At 62.9% G+C, this 17196-nt stretch carries 20 protein-coding genes; 7 read left to right on the top strand and 13 right to left on the bottom strand.

All coding sequences use genetic code 11. From position 1 onward, the window contains the following. Nucleotides 1–78 precede the first annotated feature (78 nt). On the bottom strand, nt 79–2661 hold the full coding sequence (locus tag OCL88_RS19765; protein ID WP_264963662.1) for an ATP-dependent DNA ligase: 2583 nt from the start codon (nt 2659–2661) through the stop codon (nt 79–81). Nucleotides 2662–2699: 38 nt separating this feature from the next. Between OCL88_RS19765 and OCL88_RS19760 the strand changes: the two genes are divergently transcribed. Then, nucleotides 2700–3584 (top strand): Ku protein, encoded by an 885-nt coding sequence (locus OCL88_RS19760; protein ID WP_264963661.1) that lies wholly within the window; start codon nt 2700–2702, stop codon nt 3582–3584. A gap of 97 nt (nt 3585–3681) precedes the next feature. On the opposite strand, the gene OCL88_RS19755 is transcribed toward OCL88_RS19760, so the two are convergent. From OCL88_RS19755 to OCL88_RS19740, 4 genes are all read right to left on the bottom strand, one after another. Further along, the gene (locus OCL88_RS19755; RefSeq protein ID WP_021471244.1) at nt 3682–3948 is read right to left on the bottom strand and encodes a Rho termination factor N-terminal domain-containing protein; all 267 of its coding nucleotides are present in this window, start codon (nt 3946–3948) and stop codon (nt 3682–3684) included. 35 nt (nt 3949–3983) lie between these two features. Further along, on the bottom strand, nt 3984–4694 hold the full coding sequence (locus OCL88_RS19750; RefSeq protein ID WP_264963660.1) for a DUF6766 family protein: 711 nt from the start codon (nt 4692–4694) through the stop codon (nt 3984–3986). A gap of 3 nt (nt 4695–4697) precedes the next feature. Continuing rightward, the gene (locus tag OCL88_RS19745) at nt 4698–5213 is read right to left on the bottom strand and encodes a DUF6328 family protein (protein WP_264963659.1); all 516 of its coding nucleotides are present in this window, start codon (nt 5211–5213) and stop codon (nt 4698–4700) included. A 142-nt stretch (nt 5214–5355) separates the two neighbouring features. Next, entirely contained in the window at nt 5356–5526 is a 171-nt protein-coding gene (locus tag OCL88_RS19740; RefSeq protein WP_164888678.1) for a hypothetical protein, read from the bottom strand. A gap of 315 nt (nt 5527–5841) precedes the next feature. Here OCL88_RS19740 and OCL88_RS19735 point away from each other — a divergent pair, with 315 nt between their 5' ends. Together OCL88_RS19735 and OCL88_RS19730 are read left to right on the top strand one after the other, a co-directional pair. Beyond that, on the top strand, nt 5842–6321 hold the full coding sequence (locus OCL88_RS19735) for a Dps family protein (RefSeq protein WP_264963658.1): 480 nt from the start codon (nt 5842–5844) through the stop codon (nt 6319–6321). 46 nt (nt 6322–6367) lie between these two features. Then, nucleotides 6368–7324 (top strand): DNA topoisomerase IB, encoded by a 957-nt coding sequence (locus tag OCL88_RS19730; RefSeq protein ID WP_264963657.1) that lies wholly within the window; start codon nt 6368–6370, stop codon nt 7322–7324. A gap of 80 nt (nt 7325–7404) precedes the next feature. On the opposite strand, the gene OCL88_RS19725 is transcribed toward OCL88_RS19730, so the two are convergent. The 6 genes from OCL88_RS19725 to OCL88_RS19700 all read right to left on the bottom strand — a co-directional run bounded on the left by OCL88_RS19725 (nt 7405) and on the right by OCL88_RS19700 (nt 12672). Beyond that, nucleotides 7405–7680: an HPr family phosphocarrier protein gene (locus tag OCL88_RS19725; RefSeq protein WP_021471238.1), complete on the bottom strand. Its 276-nt coding sequence runs from the start codon at nt 7678–7680 to the stop codon at nt 7405–7407. Nucleotides 7681–7708: 28 nt separating this feature from the next. Then, a complete protein-coding gene (locus tag OCL88_RS19720) occupies nt 7709–9736 on the bottom strand; it encodes a fructose-specific PTS transporter subunit EIIC (RefSeq protein ID WP_264963656.1) in 2028 nt (675 codons plus the stop codon). A gap of 2 nt (nt 9737–9738) precedes the next feature. Next, nucleotides 9739–10725 carry a 1-phosphofructokinase family hexose kinase gene (locus OCL88_RS19715; protein ID WP_264963655.1) on the bottom strand — a complete coding sequence of 329 codons (987 nt, stop codon included), beginning with the start codon at nt 10723–10725 and terminating at the stop codon, nt 9739–9741. Continuing rightward, nucleotides 10722–11510 carry a DeoR/GlpR family DNA-binding transcription regulator gene (locus OCL88_RS19710; protein WP_264963654.1) on the bottom strand — a complete coding sequence of 263 codons (789 nt, stop codon included), beginning with the start codon at nt 11508–11510 and terminating at the stop codon, nt 10722–10724. The genes OCL88_RS19715 and OCL88_RS19710 overlap by 4 nt, the downstream gene beginning before the upstream one ends. Before the next feature lie 500 nt (nt 11511–12010). Continuing rightward, the gene (locus OCL88_RS19705; protein WP_264963653.1) at nt 12011–12220 is read right to left on the bottom strand and encodes a hypothetical protein; all 210 of its coding nucleotides are present in this window, start codon (nt 12218–12220) and stop codon (nt 12011–12013) included. A gap of 23 nt (nt 12221–12243) precedes the next feature. Next, nucleotides 12244–12672, bottom strand: a complete 429-nt coding sequence (locus OCL88_RS19700) for a hypothetical protein (protein ID WP_021471234.1) — start codon at nt 12670–12672, stop codon at nt 12244–12246. Between the two features lie 164 nt (nt 12673–12836). Here OCL88_RS19700 and OCL88_RS19695 point away from each other — a divergent pair, with 164 nt between their 5' ends. From OCL88_RS19695 to OCL88_RS19685, 3 genes are all read left to right on the top strand, one after another. Further along, a complete protein-coding gene (locus OCL88_RS19695) occupies nt 12837–13637 on the top strand; it encodes a GAF and ANTAR domain-containing protein (RefSeq protein WP_264963652.1) in 801 nt (266 codons plus the stop codon). 276 nt (nt 13638–13913) lie between these two features. Beyond that, nucleotides 13914–14369: a hypothetical protein gene (locus OCL88_RS19690; RefSeq protein ID WP_264963651.1), complete on the top strand. Its 456-nt coding sequence runs from the start codon at nt 13914–13916 to the stop codon at nt 14367–14369. 39 nt (nt 14370–14408) lie between these two features. Continuing rightward, on the top strand, nt 14409–15524 hold the full coding sequence (locus OCL88_RS19685) for a glutamate--cysteine ligase (protein ID WP_264963650.1): 1116 nt from the start codon (nt 14409–14411) through the stop codon (nt 15522–15524). 89 nt (nt 15525–15613) lie between these two features. Here OCL88_RS19685 and OCL88_RS19680 read toward each other — a convergent pair whose 3' ends face one another. Both OCL88_RS19680 and OCL88_RS19675 read right to left on the bottom strand, forming a co-directional pair. Beyond that, a complete protein-coding gene (locus OCL88_RS19680) occupies nt 15614–16015 on the bottom strand; it encodes a VOC family protein (RefSeq protein WP_021471230.1) in 402 nt (133 codons plus the stop codon). Nucleotides 16016–16063: 48 nt separating this feature from the next. Next, complete coding sequence (locus tag OCL88_RS19675; RefSeq protein ID WP_264963649.1) at nt 16064–16486, bottom strand: helix-turn-helix transcriptional regulator; 423 nt, start codon at nt 16484–16486, stop codon at nt 16064–16066. Between the two features lie 26 nt (nt 16487–16512). On the opposite strand from OCL88_RS19675, the gene OCL88_RS19670 reads away from it, so the two are divergent. Continuing rightward, nucleotides 16513–17136 (top strand): alpha/beta hydrolase, encoded by a 624-nt coding sequence (locus OCL88_RS19670; RefSeq protein WP_264963648.1) that lies wholly within the window; start codon nt 16513–16515, stop codon nt 17134–17136. Nucleotides 17137–17196: the final 60 nt, after the last annotated feature.

The following is a 17196-nucleotide window of genomic DNA, read 5'->3' as shown; positions in this document are numbered from 1 at the left end:
GGCAATCGACACCCTTCAATAATCAGGTGTTGCGATCACCGCATGATTCGAAGCGCTCAGAACAACCCCTATTGCCAGTCAGTTGGGCTGGTTCACGTCCTCAGGAGACTTGTCCGGCCGCCAACCCCGCCACACCGGGTGCCGCAAACGGCCCGGGCCGGTCCACTCCCCGAAAGTCACCTCAGCCACCATCTCCGGATCCACCCACCGTGCGCCGGCGGCATCCTCGCGCGGAATATCCAGGAAGGGCGATTCTTCTGCGGCACGGGCCTCGAGCTTGCCCATGATCTCCTTCAGCTGCCAGTCCTTAAACCCGGTGCCTACCCGTCCCACGTAATGCAGCTTCCCGTCACGGGGGACCCCCAGGAGGAGCGAGCCGAACGTTCCGCTCCGGGCTCCCGCGCCGGGACGCCAGCCGCCAACCACTACCTCCTGGCTCTGTTCGAGCTTCAGCTTGATCCACGCCCTGCTGCGCCGCCCGGGGGAGTAGCGGCTCCCGGCCTTCTTGGCCATCACGCCTTCCAGTTTGAGATCGGACGCCACATGCAGGAGGTCGTCCACATCATGGTCCAGTACCTCGGATAAATGAAGCGGGCAACCGCCAGCCAGGCGTTCGGCAAAGGCTGCGAGCCGCTCCCTCCGGCCGCGGAAGGGTAGCCCGGTGAGGTCCGCGCCGTCGTCGTACAGCAGGTCGAAAAGCATCAGTTGCACGGGAACCGAAGCCCGGGCCCGCTCAATGTCCCCGGCTTTGACGAGGTTCATGCGTTGCTGGAGCAGGCCGAAATCGGGCCGCGAACCTTTCCCGAGGGCTACGATTTCGCCGTCTGCAACGAAGTCGCCCTCTGGCCAGCAGGATCGGTCGGTCAGCTCGGGGTAGGTGGCTGTGAGGTCGTTTCCGTTGCGGCTTATGAGCCGGATATTGCCTTCGGTTCCGGTGATGATGGCGCGGATGCCGTCCCATTTGAGTTCGTAGAGCCAGTCACCTCCGTGCAGGTCATCGGTGGTGCCCGACGTCGCCAGCATCGGCGCGTAGTCCTGCATCGGTCCAGGTTTGGGTTGAGCCTCGGCTTTGGGTCGGGGCTCGACGGCGGATGGCCGCTTGGCGGCGGGCGTCGCCGGTGGTTCTGGTGCCGCTTTCGGCGCCCTGCGGCCTCCGGGCTGTTCCTTCATGAGGTGGATGAGCCAACGGTCGCCGGTGTTGATGAGGGCGAACCGCTTTGTCCCGCCCAAGCCACCGCCGGGTTCTCCCGTGAGGGTGGCGATCACTTCCTTGCCTTCGCGCCACTTCTCGCACGTATATTCGCCGCGGTCCCAGATGGTCATGGTCCCTGCGCCGTACTCGCCTTTGGGGATGACTCCCGCGAAATCGGCGTACTCCATGGGGTGGTCTTCGGTATGCACGGCAAGGTTGTTCCGGTCCGGCGTCTCCGGGACGCCGCGCGGCAGCGCCCACGAGGCCAGCACGCCGTCCCGCTCCAGGCGCAGGTCCAGGTGGTATCGCCGGGCGTGGTGTTCCTGAATGACGAAGATACCGCCGGGCGGGGCAGGGTCTCCGGGCTTGGGCTGTTCGGACGACCTCCGGGACGCGTCGCCTGCGGAAGGACCGGACGACGACGGGAAAGGTTCCGGGGTCTTGCCCGGATCACGCATTCCTACGTACTTGGACAGGCGGCCCTCCACCGTCAGCTTCTCCCGACCACCCGGGTTCGCATCCGATGACGCGGAACCCGGCCTCCCGACGTCGTCGTTTTCACCGTGCGGCGGGAGGTGCCGGCCGGAAATCGGCGCGAAGAAGTCCTGGCCAGTACTGACCCGTTCCATCACTTCGGTGTAGTCGAGGTGGTCCAGGTCCGGGTCTTCGAGTTCCGCCCAGGTCCTCGGGGCGGCGACGGTGGGGTGCGCCTTGCCGCGCAGAGAGTACGGGACAATCGTGGTCTTGTTGCCGCTGTTCTGGCTCCAGTCAACCAGGACTTTTCCCTTGCGGAGGGACTTCTTCATGTCACTCACAACCAACGCCGGGTGGTCCGCTTCCAAGGCCCGGGCAAGTTCGTGAGCGAAGGCGGAGACCTGATCGGACTTCAGCGTGCCCTCCAAGCCCGTGTAGAGGTGGATGCCCTTGCTGCCACTGGTGACCGGCACCGGCTCCATGCCCATGTCCTGAAGGATGGACCGGGCCAGCCGGGCAACTTCAACGCATTCAGGCAGGCCGGCGCCCGGCCCGGGGTCGAGGTCGAGGACAAAGCGGTCAGGGCGCAACGGATTGCCTGCGGGGTCCACCTGCCACTGCGGTACGTGGATTTCCAATGACGCGATCTGCGCCATCCACGTCAACGTGGCGAGGTTGTTGACCATGGGGTAGACATTGGCGTGGTCAGAATGGTGAATGGTGACCCGCGGAATCCACCTGGGCGCCGAGTCTTCCAGGTTCTTTTGGAAGAACACCTCGCCCGGGTTTTCTGCTGTTCCAACGCCGTTCACCCAGCGCTTGCGCGTCACGGGCCGGTTGGCCGCCGCGGGGATCAGGTAAGGGGCAACCGCGGCGTAGTAGGCCAGCACCTCGGCCTTGGTGGTGCCGGTCTCCGGGTAAATGATTTTGCCCAGGTTCGTGAGGGTCAGCTCATGACCCTCAACGACGACACGCTCCTTCTGCTTTCCTGCCACCTCTTCTCCTCCGTTGCCTTGTGCTGTTGACTGGGTTCATGAGGGCCATCTGGAAGGGATCTATCGCGTTCGGTCTGGTCAACGTACCAGTCAAGCTCTACAGTGCCACGGAGGACCATGACATAAGCCTTCACCAAGTGCACAACAAAGACGGCGGACGGATTCGTTACCAGCGCAAATGCGAAATTTGCGGTGAAGTTGTGGCTTATGAGGACATTGATAAAGCCTACGAAGAAGAAGGGCGAACCGTAGTCCTTACGGCAGGGGAACTGAAATCGCTGCCTGAAGAGAACAGCCGGGAAATCGAGGTAGTGGAGTTTATCCCTGCCGAACAGTTGGACCCGATCATGTATGAGCGAAGCTACTTCCTCGAACCGGATTCCAAGTCCCCCAAGGCCTACATGCTCCTGCGGCAAACGCTGGAAGACACGGACAGGATCGCCATTGTCCAGTACGCCCTCCGCCAGAAGACGCGGTTGGGAGCACTGCGTGTGCGTGGCGACGTCCTGTTGCTGCAGGCGCTGCTGTGGGGAGATGAGGTCAGGGAAGCCAAGTTCCCCTCCCTTGAAACCGATATCAAGATTTCGGACAAGGAATTGGAGATGTCGTCCGCGCTGGTCGAGTCCATGGCGCACGACTTCGATCCCGATGAATACACCGACGATTACCAGGTCCAGCTCCGAACGTTGATTGAAGCCAAGCTTGAAAAGGGCGAGGCATTGGATACGGAGGCCACCTTCGGCGCCACGGAAGGCGAAGCCGAGGGCGGCGACGTCATCGACCTGATGGAAGCGCTGAAGCGGAGCCTGGACAAAAAGCGCGGCAAGGAAAAAGCGTCCGACGACGAGGCTGCCGCCGGCAAAGCCAGCACATCGACCAAAACAGCCAGTAAGCCAAAGGCGCGGGCCAAGAAGAAGGCGTGATCCGACGTCGTCTTCCCTGGCCTCTCCCAACTAAGTCGCAGTAGATGCCGTTTTGAACGCCCAAAACGGCATCAGCTGCTACTTACATGGGTTGGGGTCAGTGATTCCGCAGCATTGAAATGAGTTCGGATTTCTTCTTGTCCGAATACCCTTTCAATCCGAGTTCCTTGGCACGGGACTTGAGTTTGTCCACGGTCCAATCGTCGTAGTCGCCGGACTTCCCTCCCTTGCGTCCCACTTCCTTCCGTCCCTTGGCGGCAGCGGCATTGGAAATCCGCGCGGCCTTTTCCTTGGAAGCCCCGTCATCGCGGAGTTCTTCGTAAAGCTCCGGATCCTTCAGGCTTGGATTCTTCTTTTCCGGCATGATGCTGATCCTTTCTTTGGGGGCAACTGCGTTTGTCAGGCACCGGTTTCGTAGTGCGGTTCGGCAACGGGTTTGGATTCGGGAGAGCCGCGTTCACGGAGGTAGACGGAAGCTCCCACCAGTACAGCCACGGCCAGGAATTCGCTTTGCCAGTTCTGGAATGACTCGAACCAGAACTGGCTGGAGCCGAGGTACTCCCAGACGGATACAGTGGCTTGGCCGTGGCTGAGTTGTTCTTCGTTGTAGGCGGACGTGCCGCCGATGGCATGCAGCGTGAAGGAAGCCAGGAACAGGACGCCAAGAAGCGCCGACAAGGAGTGCTCGTAAACCTTCAGTACCCAGCCGCCCCGGCGCACAGGCCACGGGGCTTTGGTTGACTTTCCAGCAGCTCTGGGATCTTCGTCCTGCGGAGCAGGCTTGTCCACGGGCTTTGATTCCGAGGAACCACGTTGGAACAAGAAGACCGTGAGGACCACGTACATGGCCATCTGCAGGAACTCGGACTCCCAGTTTTCAAAGACGGCCTCGACGAAGTCGCCGGTGGTGATGTATTCAAGGATGCCTACCGGGGATCCTCCGTGGGTTTGCTGCTCTTCGCTGTAAGTCTTCGCCCCGGAGATGATCATGCCGCCCAGGAACGCGACGAACAGGCCCGTGTTGGCAAGCAGCAGGCCGTGGTCCTTCAGCCAATTCCGATGGGGACGGGCGTCGGTTGACGGTTCGGAGTGCTTGGTCGGTTTGAGCATGACTCACTCCTGGGGGGAGTTCCCGTTGTTGTTGTGCACGGCGCGTCGAAGAATCCAGAAAGGCATTCCCACAACGATGACCAGGACAATCAAAATAATGGTTCCGCCGGTGACCAGGCCTGCGGTGCGCCCTATTGTCACATCGAAAACCAGCGCGGCCGAGCCCACGATCAGCAGGGCCACGCCGCCCAGGGCAAGTTTGGTCACCAGATCCGCATTGGACACGAGGGTGGCCTTCAGGCCTCTGCGGAAGAGACGCCGGTGCACACTGACGGGCATCACTATGAGGATGGTGGTCAGTGCAGCAACGAGGACGTTACAGAGGTAGAGGGTGGTCTGCCAGTCATCGAGTTCATTAAAACGTTCCTGGAACGGCAGGGTCAGGAGGAAGCCGCCCAGAATTTGCACGCCTGTTTGCAGGACGCGCAGTTCCTGGATCAGCTCCATCCAGTTGCGGTCCATCCGCTCTTCGGTGGATTCATTCCTGCCGCTGCGGGCGACCGGATCGGACTCTGCCATTCAGGCACCTCCAGCGGGTATAGTGCGCCGGAGGACTGCCCCTGCAGTCAGCTGCGCTGCTGCTGGAACAGCCCTCGCGATAGATGGATGTTCAAGGCTTTCCGGCACCCCAAAGCCGGTGTGGATGGATGGTGGCGTACGCCTAAACGGTGTGACCCCGACGTCCGGACATGAAGCTGAGAAGCCATCCGATGGCTGCGACTACCAGGAGGACGATGCCTACCCAGAGGAGCCAGTTGAGGGCCGAGGAAAAACCGCCCACCAAAAGAAAAACAATTGCGACAACACCAGCAATGATCAGAAGCGTGTTCATGGTCAGCACATTCCTTTCTGCGTGAACCCTGAAATGACAATTTTCCGGGTTCCTGACTATGCATTCTTGCTACTTCGATTGAGTTATGCCGGTACCTGAAAACTCCTCCAGCTTCCAAGGTGCCAGTGTCGTCGGTCGAAAACCGGGCCTCGCTGGTGCGAAGTTCGCCAGTTGTGAACAGCGACACTCTCCATTGTACTACTAAGCATCCTTATGAAAGTCTTATTGAAGTCGTCACCTGACGATTGACCGATTTCCGCAGAGCGGTTGGCGGTTTCGGTTTGTCGTTCATATGGCCGTCAAAGAGAGGAACACATGAAAGCGTCACAGCAGCTCGCAGATAACCTTCAGGTCGTCCTGACAGACCTCATCGAGCTCCAGCTCCAGGGCAAGCAGGCCCACTGGAACATCGTTGGGCAGAACTTCAGGGACCTTCACCTCCAGCTGGACGAGCTGGTCCTCGCCACCCGCCAGTTCGCCGACGACACCGCCGAGCGCATGCGTGCCCTGCACGCGCTGCCGGACGGCCGTAGCGCCACGATCGCCAAGGGCACCCGCTTGGAAGAGTTCCCAGGCGGCCTGGTCAACACCAAGGACGCGGTCAAGCTGGTTACCCAACGTGTGGAGCGGGCAGTCCAGACCATGCGCGACGTGCACGACGAAGTGGACGAGGAAGACCCCACGACGGCGGACCTCCTCCACGGGTTCATCGCCCGCCTTGAGCAGCTGGTCTGGATGATCAACGCCGAAATCATGGGCGCCAACGCCAGCGTGACAGACCCGGACGAAGCATAAACAACGAACCACAAATAAAGGCCCCAACCGGACAGGCGGAGCAACCATGGTCAGGCTACGGCGGAGTGATCTTTCCAAGCCGGGCATCGTGCGACGCCGCTCCGGAAAAGGGTTCAGCTATCGGCATCCCGATGGGACATTGCTGGACAAAGAGGATCGCCAGCGCATCAATGCGCTGGCGATCCCTCCTGCATGGACCGACGTCTGGATCAGCCCCTACGAAAACGCGCATATCCAAGCCACCGGAGTGGATGCGGCCGGACGAAGCCAGTACATCTACCACCCCCGGTGGCGGGAGCGTAAGGACAACGAGAAGTTCCAACGCGCAGCCGAACTGGGCTCTGCTTTCCCGTCCATCCGCCGTGCAGTGACGCTGCACTTGAAAGACACCTCCGATCCCAGGCAGCAAACCCTGGCGGCCGCTGTCCGTCTCATGGACCTCGGGGCATTGAGGATCGGATCCGAAAGCTACATGAAGCAGAACGGGTCCTACGGGCTGACAACCCTGCGCTGCCGCCACGCGCGCGTCAAGGAAAACGCCGTCGGCCTGAAATTTCCCGGCAAGAGTGGCCAGTGGTGGGACACCTCCATCAATGACCCGGCATTGGCTGCCTTCCTCGAGCCTCTCTCACGCAGGCCGGGCAAGGAGCGGCTGTTGGCTTACAAGGCCAACGGCTCGTGGGTTCCCTTGGACGGTTCCATGGTCAACGAGTACCTCCGCAGCATCGCGGGGGAGGCCTACAGTTCCAAGGACTTCCGCACGTGGAAGGGGACCGCAGCAGCGGCGCTATGCCTCTTGAAAACGGAAGGCACCATGACCCGTCCGCAGGCATTGGTGAGGGCCATGAAGGAGGCGGCGGAGTTGCTCGGCAACACACCTACAGTCGCGCGGACGTCTTACGTGGACCCGCGGGTCGTGGAGGCATATCTGTCCGGCGAACTCATGGACGTGAAGCCCACCGAGCCCTCCATTGCCGAGTTCCTGATTGCGAAGCAAAGCTGACTGACTGTCGCTGAAGACCAGAAAGAAGCCTGGCCGCACCCTTCCGGGTACGGCCAGGCTTCTTGGTCATGAGGTGTGCCTTAGGCGTCGTGGTCCGTTTCGAGGATCTTCACGAGGTTCTCCAAGGCAGCATCTGCGCCCTCACCCTCAGCGCGAAGAACCACCACGTCACCGTGCTCGGCACCAAGGCTCATGAGCGAAAGGATGCTGGCAGCGTCCATGGCTTCGTCGGCAGGCTCTCCCTGGCGGGCGATGGTCACCTCAAGGTCGAGCTCGCCGGCAGCCTCGGCGAAGATGGCCGCAGGGCGGGCGTGGAGGCCCACACGGCTGGCAATGGTGGCGGTGCGTTCGGTCATTTCTTACTCCTTGGTGGTTTGGGGACGTTTAGACGGTTGCGGGAACTGCTTCGGCCTCGTCCTCAGCCGGCTTGCGGACGGCCCAGCGCTTGAGGGCCACGACGATGAGGGCGGTGACCACGGTGCCCGCAAGGATCGAAATGACGAACATCGGCAGGTTTCCGATGGCGAAGAAGACGAAGATTCCGCCGTGCGGAGCCTGGGACGTCACTCCGGTTGCCATGCACAGGGCGCCGGTCAGTGCGCCGCCCACCATGCTGGCGGGGATGACGCGGAGCGGGTCGGCGGCTGCGAACGGGATGGCGCCTTCGGAGATGAACGAGGCACCCAGCAGCCAGGCCGCCTTGCCGTTCTCCCGCTCGGCCAGGCTGAAGCGCTTCTTGTCGATCAGGGTGGCGAGTGCCATTGCCAGCGGCGGAACCATGCCGGCAGCCATCACGGTTGCCATGATCTGCCACGGAGCCTGGTTGGCAACTGCGCCCGCACCCAGTCCGGCAACTGCGAAGGAGTAGGCCACCTTATTGACGGGCCCGCCAAGATCGAAGCACATCATGAGGCCGAGGATGATGCCAAGGACCACAGCCGATGCGCCGGTCATGCCGGAGAGCCATGCGTTCAAGCCGTCCGTCAGGTTCTTAATGGGACCGCCGAGTACGAGGAACATCAGGCCGGAAGCGACGATGGATCCGAGCAGCGGAATGATGACCACCGGCATGAGTCCACGGAGCCAGCGGGGTACCTGCCACGTGCCGATCCAGTGGGCCACGACGCCCGCCAGAAGGCCGCCCACAAGGCCGCCAAGGAACCCGGCTCCCATGAACCCTGCCACGGCACCGGCCGTGAAGCCGGGCGCAATACCGGGACGGTCGGCGATGCCGTAGGCGATGTAACCGGCCAGTGCAGGCACCAGGAAGCCGATGGAAAGGGCGCCGATCTTGAATGCCACAGCGCCGAGGTAGATGGCCAGGCCGCCTTCGGGCAGGTTGCCGAGGTTGTTCTCCAGCACCACCTTGTCCGCCACGGCCGTGATGTCGTAGCCGCCCAGCAGGAACCCAAGGGCGATCAAGAGACCTCCGCCGGCGACGAACGGAATCATGTAGGAGACACCGGTCAGAAGCGCACGCTTCAGCTTCTGGCCGATGTGCTCACCCTTCTCTTCGGCCTCGCGCTCGGCCTGCTCCTCTGCACCGAAGTGGGGAACACGGCGTGCGTGTGGATCGTCGGCGGCCGCGAGGGCTTCCTGCACCATCTTGGCGGGCTCGTCGATGCCACGCTTGACGGGCGCGTTGATGACCGGTTTGCCGGCGAAGCGCTCCTTGCCGCGAACGTCGACGTCGACGGCGAAAATCACTGCGTCTGCCGCAGCAATCACTGCCGGGTCCAGCGGTTTGGCGCCGGAGGAACCCTGGGTCTCCACCTGCAGGTCTATGCCGGCCTCCTGTGCGGCGGCAACCAGCGAGTCGGCTGCCATGTACGTGTGCGCAATTCCAGTGGGGCATGCGGTGACGGCCACGAGGCGCTTGGGTCCGGGAGCCGCCGTCGTGCTTTCAGCGGCGGCAGGTGCCGCCGCTGCAGCAGGTGCCGGAGCAGCGTGCGCAGCTGGCTTGTCAGCAAGGGCGCCGTCAACGAGCTCAACGATCTCCTGCTCAGAGGATGCAGCGCGCAGTGCGGCCGTGAAGTCCTTCTTGATGAGCGAGCGGGCGAGCTTGGAGAGAAGCTTCAGGTGCTCCTGGTCCGCGCCGTCCGGGGCTGCGATGAAGAAGATCAAGTCCGCAGGGCCGTCCTTGGCGCCAAAGTCCACTTTGTGGGCGAGGCGTGCCATGGCCAGGGCAGGCTCGGTGACAGCTGCCGAGCGGCAATGCGGAATGGCAATCCCGCCTGGTACGCCGGTTGCAGTCTTCTGCTCGCGGGCAAAGGCATCGGCAAAGAGGCCCTCCACTTCGGAAGCCCGGCCGGAGACGGCAACCTTGCCGGCCAGGACGCGGATGACGTCGGCGGGGGAGTCGCCCAGGTTCTGGTCGAGGGTGACCAATTGGGGTGTGATCAGCTGGGTCACTGTTAGTCCTTCTGGAGGGCCGTGATGGTTACGGCGTCTGGGGTTGTCTGGTGGACTGCCGGGACAGTGGAGCCCGGCAGCGATGCGGCAGCGGCACCATGTGCCACGGCTTGACGAAGGCAGTCCTGAGGGGAACGGCCTTGGGTTGCAGCCAGCAGGTAGCCGGCAAGGGACGAGTCGCCGGCACCTACTGTGCTGACTGCTTGGATGGGCGGGTGCGTGGCCAGCCACGCACCTTCTGCGGTCACAAGGACGGCGCCCTTGGACCCAAGCGTTGCGAGGACAGCGCCCACACCGCTTTCGACGACGGCGGCGGCTGCTTGTGCCGCCTTGGCCGGGTCCGCTTCGAGTTCCTCAGCCGTGGAGACACTTGCGAAGCCTGCTGCGGCTGCGAGTTCCGCAAGTTCCTCGGCGTTGGGCTTGAGGAGGTCAGGCTTTCCCGCGGCGTCGGCTTTCACGGCAGCGGCCAGCGGCGCTCCTGAGGAGTCGATGGCGATGCCGGGAGCTTCCGTGCCATCGGCGCGGGAGCGAAGCCGCCGTGCAATTGTGGCGTAGTAATCAGCCGGCACTCCTGGTGGGAGCGAACCGGCGAGGACCACCCAGCTGGCGCCACGGGAGCGGTCCAGCAGCAACCCGATCAGGGCCTCCTGCTGTTCGTCGCTCAACTCCGGGCCGGGCTCGTTGATCTTTGTGGTGACGCCGTCCGGCTCGGTGAGCGTGACGTTGCTGCGCAGTGCCTGGCCGATGGGCAGGGCCGCATACGGAACTTTTGCGTCGTGAAGTCCGGCAAGGACGGGATCCGCATCGGCGCCGGGGAGAACGGCGACAGTTTCGAGTCCCGACGCCACCAGGGCGCGGGAAACGTTCACGCCTTTGCCGCCGGATTCCTGGTGGACGTGGAGGGCGCGCTGTACCTCGCCCCGGGCAAGCGCCGCGGGAAGTTCCACGGTGCGGTCCAGGCTCGGATTCGCCGTAAAAGTGACGATCATGCGACCACCACGTCAACGCCGGCCTCTGCCAAGGCAGCTGCAAGATCGGCAGGGGGTTCGTTGTCAGTTATCAACGTGTCCACATCCTTCAGGGTGGCGAACTGGACCAGGGTCTCCGTGTCCAGCTTGGAAGAGTCGGCGAGGGCTACCACGCGGCGGGCCGAGGTAACGAAGGCGGCCTTGACGGCGGCCTCCTCCGGGTCGGGGGTGCTGAGACCGAACCCGGCGTGGATGCCGTTGGTGCCGATGAAGGCAATGTCAGGGCGGAGGCGGAGGGCCGCCTCCACGGTGGACTGCCCGACGGCGGCCTGCGTCAGGCCGCGGACCCGACCGCCAAGAACCTGCAGGGAGATTCCGGCGACGGTGGAGAGTTTGCCGGCGATGGGCATGGCGTTCGTAATGACTACAAGCTCGTCCGAACCGTTCGCCGCGGGGTGCTGGGCCAGCAGGTCCGCCAGGGTTTCCGTGGTGGACCCGGCATCCAAAAGGACGCTGCCCGAGGAAAAGTCCGGGATCATGGCCAACGCCGCAGTGGCAATTCGCAGCTTTTCCGCCTTGCGCTTGATGGCGCGTTCCTGGATGCTCTCTTCGCGCGTGCTCAGCTTGTCGGACGGGACTGCACCGCCGTGGACGCGCCTGAGGTTGCCTGAAACTTCCAGTGCCGCCAGGTCACGCCGGACGGTTTCGGTGGTGATGCTGAATCGGTCCGCGAGCTCAGTGACGCTCACCCGTCCACGCTCGGTAACGAGTGCGGAGATCAGTTGCTGGCGCTCTTCGGCGAACACTTACCCTCCATTGCGTAAAGCTTCGAGTCGGTTGATTCGTTGGTTCCACTGCCGTGATGACTGTCACAACTAATGTGGAATTGCTTGACTCTATCTTTGTTTATGTGGGTTCGTCAAGGGTAAAGCCACATAAACACAGATTCGCAGGTGGGAACAGGTGGGAATGTGTGGGAACGCAGCAGAGGGCATGTCGCACTCCCTGTAGTGCGACATGCCCTCTTTCGGATCCTGACTGGGGGATTTACCAAGATCCGGTCCAGGGGTTGTTATGAATGGTCATCTCAGCCGACCCGGAAAACCCGGCCGGTTGTGACCTCGTTTCTTTAGCTACTCCGGCGGCGAATCCCCGGGTTCCCGTTCCGGCGTCGGCTCAGGAACCGGCGGAGGGCCGGGCTCGGGGAGGGGAACGGGCTCAGGAGTGTGACCTGGCTCCCGCGTTGGCGCGGGTTGATCTTCCGGTCCGGGACTCCGCGCAGCAGTACCCTCTCCGTGCGCTTCACTCATGGCTTGGTGCTCCGGCCACGGACGTAGTGCTGCGGCCGCAATGTCCGGGGTGTCGCTGAGGGGAAGCTGCTGGAATCCCAGCCGGCTCCAAGATAGTCGATGGGGAGGTTGTCCGGATCGGGCGGATCCGGCAGCTTGTGCTTGAGCCCTGACCGGGGTTCGGAGCCGGCAACCCGTGGCTCTGTCCTGCGCTTCTCTGTTTGCATGTCACTCTTCCCTTTTGACCGGTTCAGTCCGGAATCTCCATCCGGAAGCCACATTTGCACCCAAGGATGCGTGTGTTGAGGTGGACCTCGTAAGACTGGGGCTGGCCCTTTCCCAGGGCCAAGGTCGCCTCGATGCGTCGAAGCTCGCAACTGCGTGTTTTCATGGGTTCCCCGCAGTGGAGGTACTGGCCGCCGAACTTCAACATGCCTTGGGGTGAGCCCGGGCGGTTGACGATGATGGCTACCTTTTGGACACTGGCCAGCTGAGAGTAGATGTAGCGGCACGCGGCGCATTCGTAGCTGACATTCACCATGTTGGGCGCGGGCGGGTAGTGCGACTGGATCGAGTTGACCTGCAGGAACTGGTCGGAATCGCACCGGGAACACCACAGGGGCTCGTCAGGAGGCTGATGCGCTTCGTCGGGAACTCTCGAAGCCGGCTGGGCGGGCATGGGACGCACCTTTGCACAGTGATGCTGGGCGCCCGTCTGCATGAGCTGTGAAGCCGGGTCCGTCAACGCGGACTGTAGCTAGATTGTGCACATAGGCGCACAGCAGATGCAAGGATTTTGCCAACACCTAACCTCACGGAACCGGACGCTCCTACTATGGGAGCATGGATGAAATGCAGCATGGAGCGGTGTCTTCCAACAATGTTGCGGCTCCGGATGAAGCCGGCTTCCTCGGTGGCGAAGCGGGCGTCCCCGTCGCCGAACACTTGCAGGACCTGGTGATCGACAGCGAAGACGTGAACGAGTTCCTCAATGAACTCGCAGTCTTTTCCTCCGGGGCGGTTTCGGCTGAAGTTGGCATCGAAGTTCTGTGCGGGGTGACCTTGAGCCGACGCCGCAAGGCCCTGACCGTCGCCGGAAGCAGCCCTGAAGCACGCCTCATCGACGAGGTCCAGCAGGCTTACGGTGACGGCCCGTGCCTGCACGCCATGCGGGAGCGCAAGACCGTGCTGGTCCACGACACGTCAACGGAAAAACGCTGGGCAGATTACTGCTCGGTCATCGCCCAACGCGGTCACCTCTCAGCCCTCTGCGTTCCGCTTGAACTGGACGAGGGTGCTACGGCTGCCCTGAACTTCTTCGCTCCCAAGGCCCGGATCTTCACGGACTCCATCATCCGGGGCTGTGATCTTTACGGTAGCCAGGCCGAAAAGGCTTTGCGCCTGGCCGTTCGAATCGGGACCAGGCAGCAGCATGCGGAGGACCTCCGCGAGGCGATGTCTTCGAGAACGGCGATCGACCTCGCGTGCGGAATCATCATGGGTCAAAACCGTTGCAGCCAGGAAGAGGCCTTCGAGATTCTCAAGAAGGCGTCGAACGGGCGGAACCAGAAGCTGCGCGACATCGCCGAGTCGCTCATCAAATCGGTGGCTGGTGCCGCCCCTGTGTCGCACTTTGAGCCTTAGCACCTGGGGACTCCGGACGCCATCCCTTGTGAGGCCGCGCATTGTTGAATTAGATTCATAGGTGGGTTAAGCCACTAGCCCTTGGAGCCTCATGACCTTGGACCATTCGCAATGATGGTCCGTAGTGCGGCGCAATCCTTAGTTAGCATCCGCCGCCTTTTGCATGCAGCTCCTCCAGGAGCAATCGCTTCACCCGACGCTGTTCAGTGCGTCCCGCAAGGGACGGTTGTCGGAAACCACCGGCCCCGGTGGTGTTTGCAATAAAGGAGAATGGCAATGACGCTTGGTTCCCCGCTTCCCGCCCCGAAACGACTCACCGGGGCGACACCCGCGATTGGAGACACCGGATCACGTCCCTGGTGCTCCGTCTGCGATACCGATTCCTACATCTTTGTTGAAACCGTGGTTGAAGCCGCGCCGGAACAATCCGAAATTGTTGAAGTCAGCTACACCTGCAGCGAGTGCGATACGTTCTACGCACACGCCGTCCGTTTGGCGGAGCTAGCCCCCCATATCCAGACGGAATTCCTCTCTTCCACCGCAACCGGTCTTTGGTACAGCTGCACCCATTGCGGTGAGCCCATGACCTTGGGCCGCCCGGCCGAACAATTCATTGAGGCGCCCCGGAACACTGACGACCCGGACGGGCCAAGCTTGTTGGAGGTATACCTGCAAACCCAGGTGCTGCACTGCCGCTGCGGCTTTCAAACGGAGGTTCCGCACGTCGGATGAGGCCGGCTCTATAGACGTATCCGGTGGGGAGGGGTGGCCATGCGTACGTTCGGCGTAGAGGAAGAGTTGCTCATTGCCGATCCTGTGGACGGGACTCCGCTGGCCCTTGCCAACGGAATCCTCGAGGCCACAGAACCGGATGACGGGCCCACGCTCAAATCGGAGTTCAAACAGGAACAGATTGAGGTGAACTCCCGCCCCTGTACCTCGGCCGTTCAGTTGCGCGAGGAGATCCACCTTGGCCGGGCACTCGCGGATTCTGCCGCCCGGACCTTGGGCGCCCGCGTTGCGGCGCTGGCAACGCCGCCGGTATTCCACGCGACGCCCACCTTGGGAAACCAGCGGTACGCCACCATGGGAACGGAGTTCGGGCTGGTCTCCCGTGAGCAGCTCACCTGCGGCTTCCACGTGCACGTTTCCATCGAAAACCCCGAAGAAGGCGTAGCTGTCCTTGACCGCATGCGGCACTGGTTGCCCGTGCTGCTCGCCCTCAGCGCCAACTCCCCGTTCTGGATGGGCGTCGATACTGGGTTTGCCAGCTACCGGACCCAGATCTGGAACAGGTGGCCAACTGCCGGCCCCATGGACGTCTTTGGTTCCGAGCATGGTTACAGGTCCGTGCTGGAGGAGCTGCTCAAGACGGGCGTGCCCCTGGATGAGGGCATGATCTACTTCGACGCGCGGCTTTCGCGCGGACACCCGACTGTCGAGCTGCGGATCGCCGATGTGTGCCTTTACGCCGAGGATGCCCTGACCATTGCTGTCCTTGCGCGGGCCTTGGTAGAGACGTCGGCGAGGCAATGGCGCGAGGGGGTTCCGCCGTCGGGCGTTTTCACCAGCGTGCTGCGCATGGCCAACTGGCGCTCCAGCCGCTTTGGGGTTGAGAACCACTTGCTGCATCCCGCGGAACTGCGTCCGTACCCGGCAGCCGAAGTGCTCGAAGCGCTGCTGGCGCACGTCCACGAGGCGCTCGCGGACGCGGGCGACCTCGAACCCGCGCGCGCCGGAGTGTCGGCGATACTCCGGCGCGGAACGGGCGAGCGGCTCCAGCGAAAGGCCTACGCCCGCGGGCTGCGGCTGGCCGACGTCGTCACGGAAGCCATTGATTCCACGCACCGCTACGGAGTGCCCGACGCCGGCCTCCTCACTGGGTGACCGGCCCGCCGACGCGGGGCTGACCGGCCCGCCGACGCGGGGCTGACCGCCCGCTGAAGCGGGGCTGACCGCCCGCTGAAGCGGGCTGCTTAGCCTTGGTTAAAGCGGATCAGGTTGCCCGAGGGGTCGCGGAACGCGCAGTCGCGGGGACCCCACGGCTGGTCGATGGGCTCCTGCAGGACTTCCGCGCCGGACGCGCGGAGCTTCTCGAACGTGCCATCGAGGTCATCGGTGGTGAAGACCAGCATGGGCATGACGCCCTTGGTGAGGAGTTCCTGGATGGCATCGCCGTCGGCCTGGGAGCGGCCGGCATGCGGGGGCGAGAGGACCAGTTCCAAGTCCGGCTGCGCGTCGCTGCCAAGGGTCACCCAGCGTTGCCCGTCGGAGCCTACGTCGTTCCTCACCTGCAGGCCCAACGCGTCACGGTAGAACGCCAGGGACTCGTCGATATCAGTGACAGTTACATGTGCGTACTTCAGGGAAATGTTCATGAGGCCCACGCTATTGCAGCGGCGAACGCCGTGCTTCTTCGATCCTGCTCAGCTTTTGAGGGCGGCGGCGGGCGGGTTCCTGGCCGGGCGTGTGTGCTGCTTTGCGATGCAGTTTGGCATGGCTTTCACGGCCTTGTGTTCCAGTGCGCGGTACTCGCTGGGCGGCATTCCCACGATTTCCGTGAAACGCGAGCTGAAGGAACCAAGGGACGTACAGCCAACCTCCATGCAGGCGTCGGTGACGGTGGCACCGGCGCGGAGGAGCGCCATGGCCCGCTCAATGCGCCGGGTCATGAGGTAGTTGTACGGCGATTCACCATAAGCGGCCTTGAACTGGCGCGAGAAGTGGGCCGGCGACATGAGGGCGCCGGCTGCCATGGTGGGAACGTCCAACGGCCGCGCGTACTCGCGATCGATGAAGTCGCGGGCCCGCCGCAAGTGGGCCAGGTTGGCCAGTTCCTGCGGAGTCATGCGGTCAGTCTACTAGGCTCATGCCCATGGATTCAGTGGTTTGGTCGAAGCCGGAAAACGAGCGCGCGGGTACGCCGTTGTTGGTGATGCTGCACGGTTACGGCACCAGCGAGGAACGGATGGCGGCACTCTTCCCGCACCTGCCGCAAGAGTTCACCTGCGTTGCCTTGCGCGGACCCAAAGTCATTGGCGACCACTACGGATGGTTCCTGCTGGACTACTTCCTGACCAACGACTTCGCGGACGTTATCTCCTCCACCAACAAGGTGTTCGACTGGATCAACACCGTCCGGAACAACCACAGCAGCGTCAGCCTCCTGGGGTATTCCCAAGGCATGGCCATGGCCAGCACCCTCCTGCGCCTGAAGCCGGAGCAATTCGTGGCTACGGTTGGGCTGTCCGGTTTCGTGCTGGACAACGACCTCCTGGCCCTCAGCGAATCCTTCGATGCCCCGCCGCCCTTCTTCTGGGGCAGGGACAAGGCCGACCCCGTGATCAATGACGAAGCGATCGAACACACCGACGGCTGGCTCAACGCCAACACCGCCCTGACTGCCCGGACGTATCCCGGGATGGGGCACAGGATCGAGCCCGCTGAACTGGTGGATGTGGGCGCCTTCCTGCGGTATTACGTCCTCGGCCCCCGCTAAACCGGCCCAACTGGGTCGCATTTGTGCGCGTTTTGAGCGCTCAAAACGCGCACAAATGCG

The sequence above is a fragment of the Paenarthrobacter sp. PAE-2 genome (assembly GCF_026013155.1).
GTDB classification, from domain to species: domain Bacteria; phylum Actinomycetota; class Actinomycetes; order Actinomycetales; family Micrococcaceae; genus Arthrobacter; species Arthrobacter ureafaciens.
Note: the sequence above shows the minus strand (reverse complement) of the source record. Positions and strands in the feature narration are given on the sequence as shown.

Excerpts from the sequence above, each read along its gene's own strand:
- OCL88_RS19700 (WP_021471234.1), bottom strand. The coding sequence starts at position 12,672 with ATGCCCGCCCAGCCGGCTTCGAGAGTTCCCGACGAAGCGCATCAGCCT.
- OCL88_RS19695 (WP_264963652.1), top strand. The coding sequence starts at position 12,837 with ATGGATGAAATGCAGCATGGAGCGGTGTCTTCCAACAATGTTGCGGCT.
- OCL88_RS19715 (WP_264963655.1), bottom strand. The coding sequence starts at position 10,725 with ATGATCGTCACTTTTACGGCGAATCCGAGCCTGGACCGCACCGTGGAA.
- OCL88_RS19680 (WP_021471230.1), bottom strand. The coding sequence starts at position 16,015 with ATGAACATTTCCCTGAAGTACGCACATGTAACTGTCACTGATATCGAC.
- OCL88_RS19745 (WP_264963659.1), bottom strand. The coding sequence starts at position 5,213 with ATGGCAGAGTCCGATCCGGTCGCCCGCAGCGGCAGGAATGAATCCACC.
- OCL88_RS19725 (WP_021471238.1), bottom strand. The coding sequence starts at position 7,680 with ATGACCGAACGCACCGCCACCATTGCCAGCCGTGTGGGCCTCCACGCC.
- OCL88_RS19760 (WP_264963661.1), top strand. The coding sequence starts at position 2,700 with ATGAGGGCCATCTGGAAGGGATCTATCGCGTTCGGTCTGGTCAACGTA.
- OCL88_RS19670 (WP_264963648.1), top strand. The coding sequence starts at position 16,513 with ATGGATTCAGTGGTTTGGTCGAAGCCGGAAAACGAGCGCGCGGGTACG.
- OCL88_RS19675 (WP_264963649.1), bottom strand. The coding sequence starts at position 16,486 with ATGACTCCGCAGGAACTGGCCAACCTGGCCCACTTGCGGCGGGCCCGC.
- OCL88_RS19690 (WP_264963651.1), top strand. The coding sequence starts at position 13,914 with ATGACGCTTGGTTCCCCGCTTCCCGCCCCGAAACGACTCACCGGGGCG.
- OCL88_RS19705 (WP_264963653.1), bottom strand. The coding sequence starts at position 12,220 with ATGCAAACAGAGAAGCGCAGGACAGAGCCACGGGTTGCCGGCTCCGAA.
- OCL88_RS19740 (WP_164888678.1), bottom strand. The coding sequence starts at position 5,526 with ATGAACACGCTTCTGATCATTGCTGGTGTTGTCGCAATTGTTTTTCTT.
- OCL88_RS19730 (WP_264963657.1), top strand. The coding sequence starts at position 6,368 with ATGGTCAGGCTACGGCGGAGTGATCTTTCCAAGCCGGGCATCGTGCGA.
- OCL88_RS19750 (WP_264963660.1), bottom strand. The coding sequence starts at position 4,694 with ATGCTCAAACCGACCAAGCACTCCGAACCGTCAACCGACGCCCGTCCC.
- OCL88_RS19735 (WP_264963658.1), top strand. The coding sequence starts at position 5,842 with ATGAAAGCGTCACAGCAGCTCGCAGATAACCTTCAGGTCGTCCTGACA.
- OCL88_RS19685 (WP_264963650.1), top strand. The coding sequence starts at position 14,409 with ATGCGTACGTTCGGCGTAGAGGAAGAGTTGCTCATTGCCGATCCTGTG.
- OCL88_RS19755 (WP_021471244.1), bottom strand. The coding sequence starts at position 3,948 with ATGCCGGAAAAGAAGAATCCAAGCCTGAAGGATCCGGAGCTTTACGAA.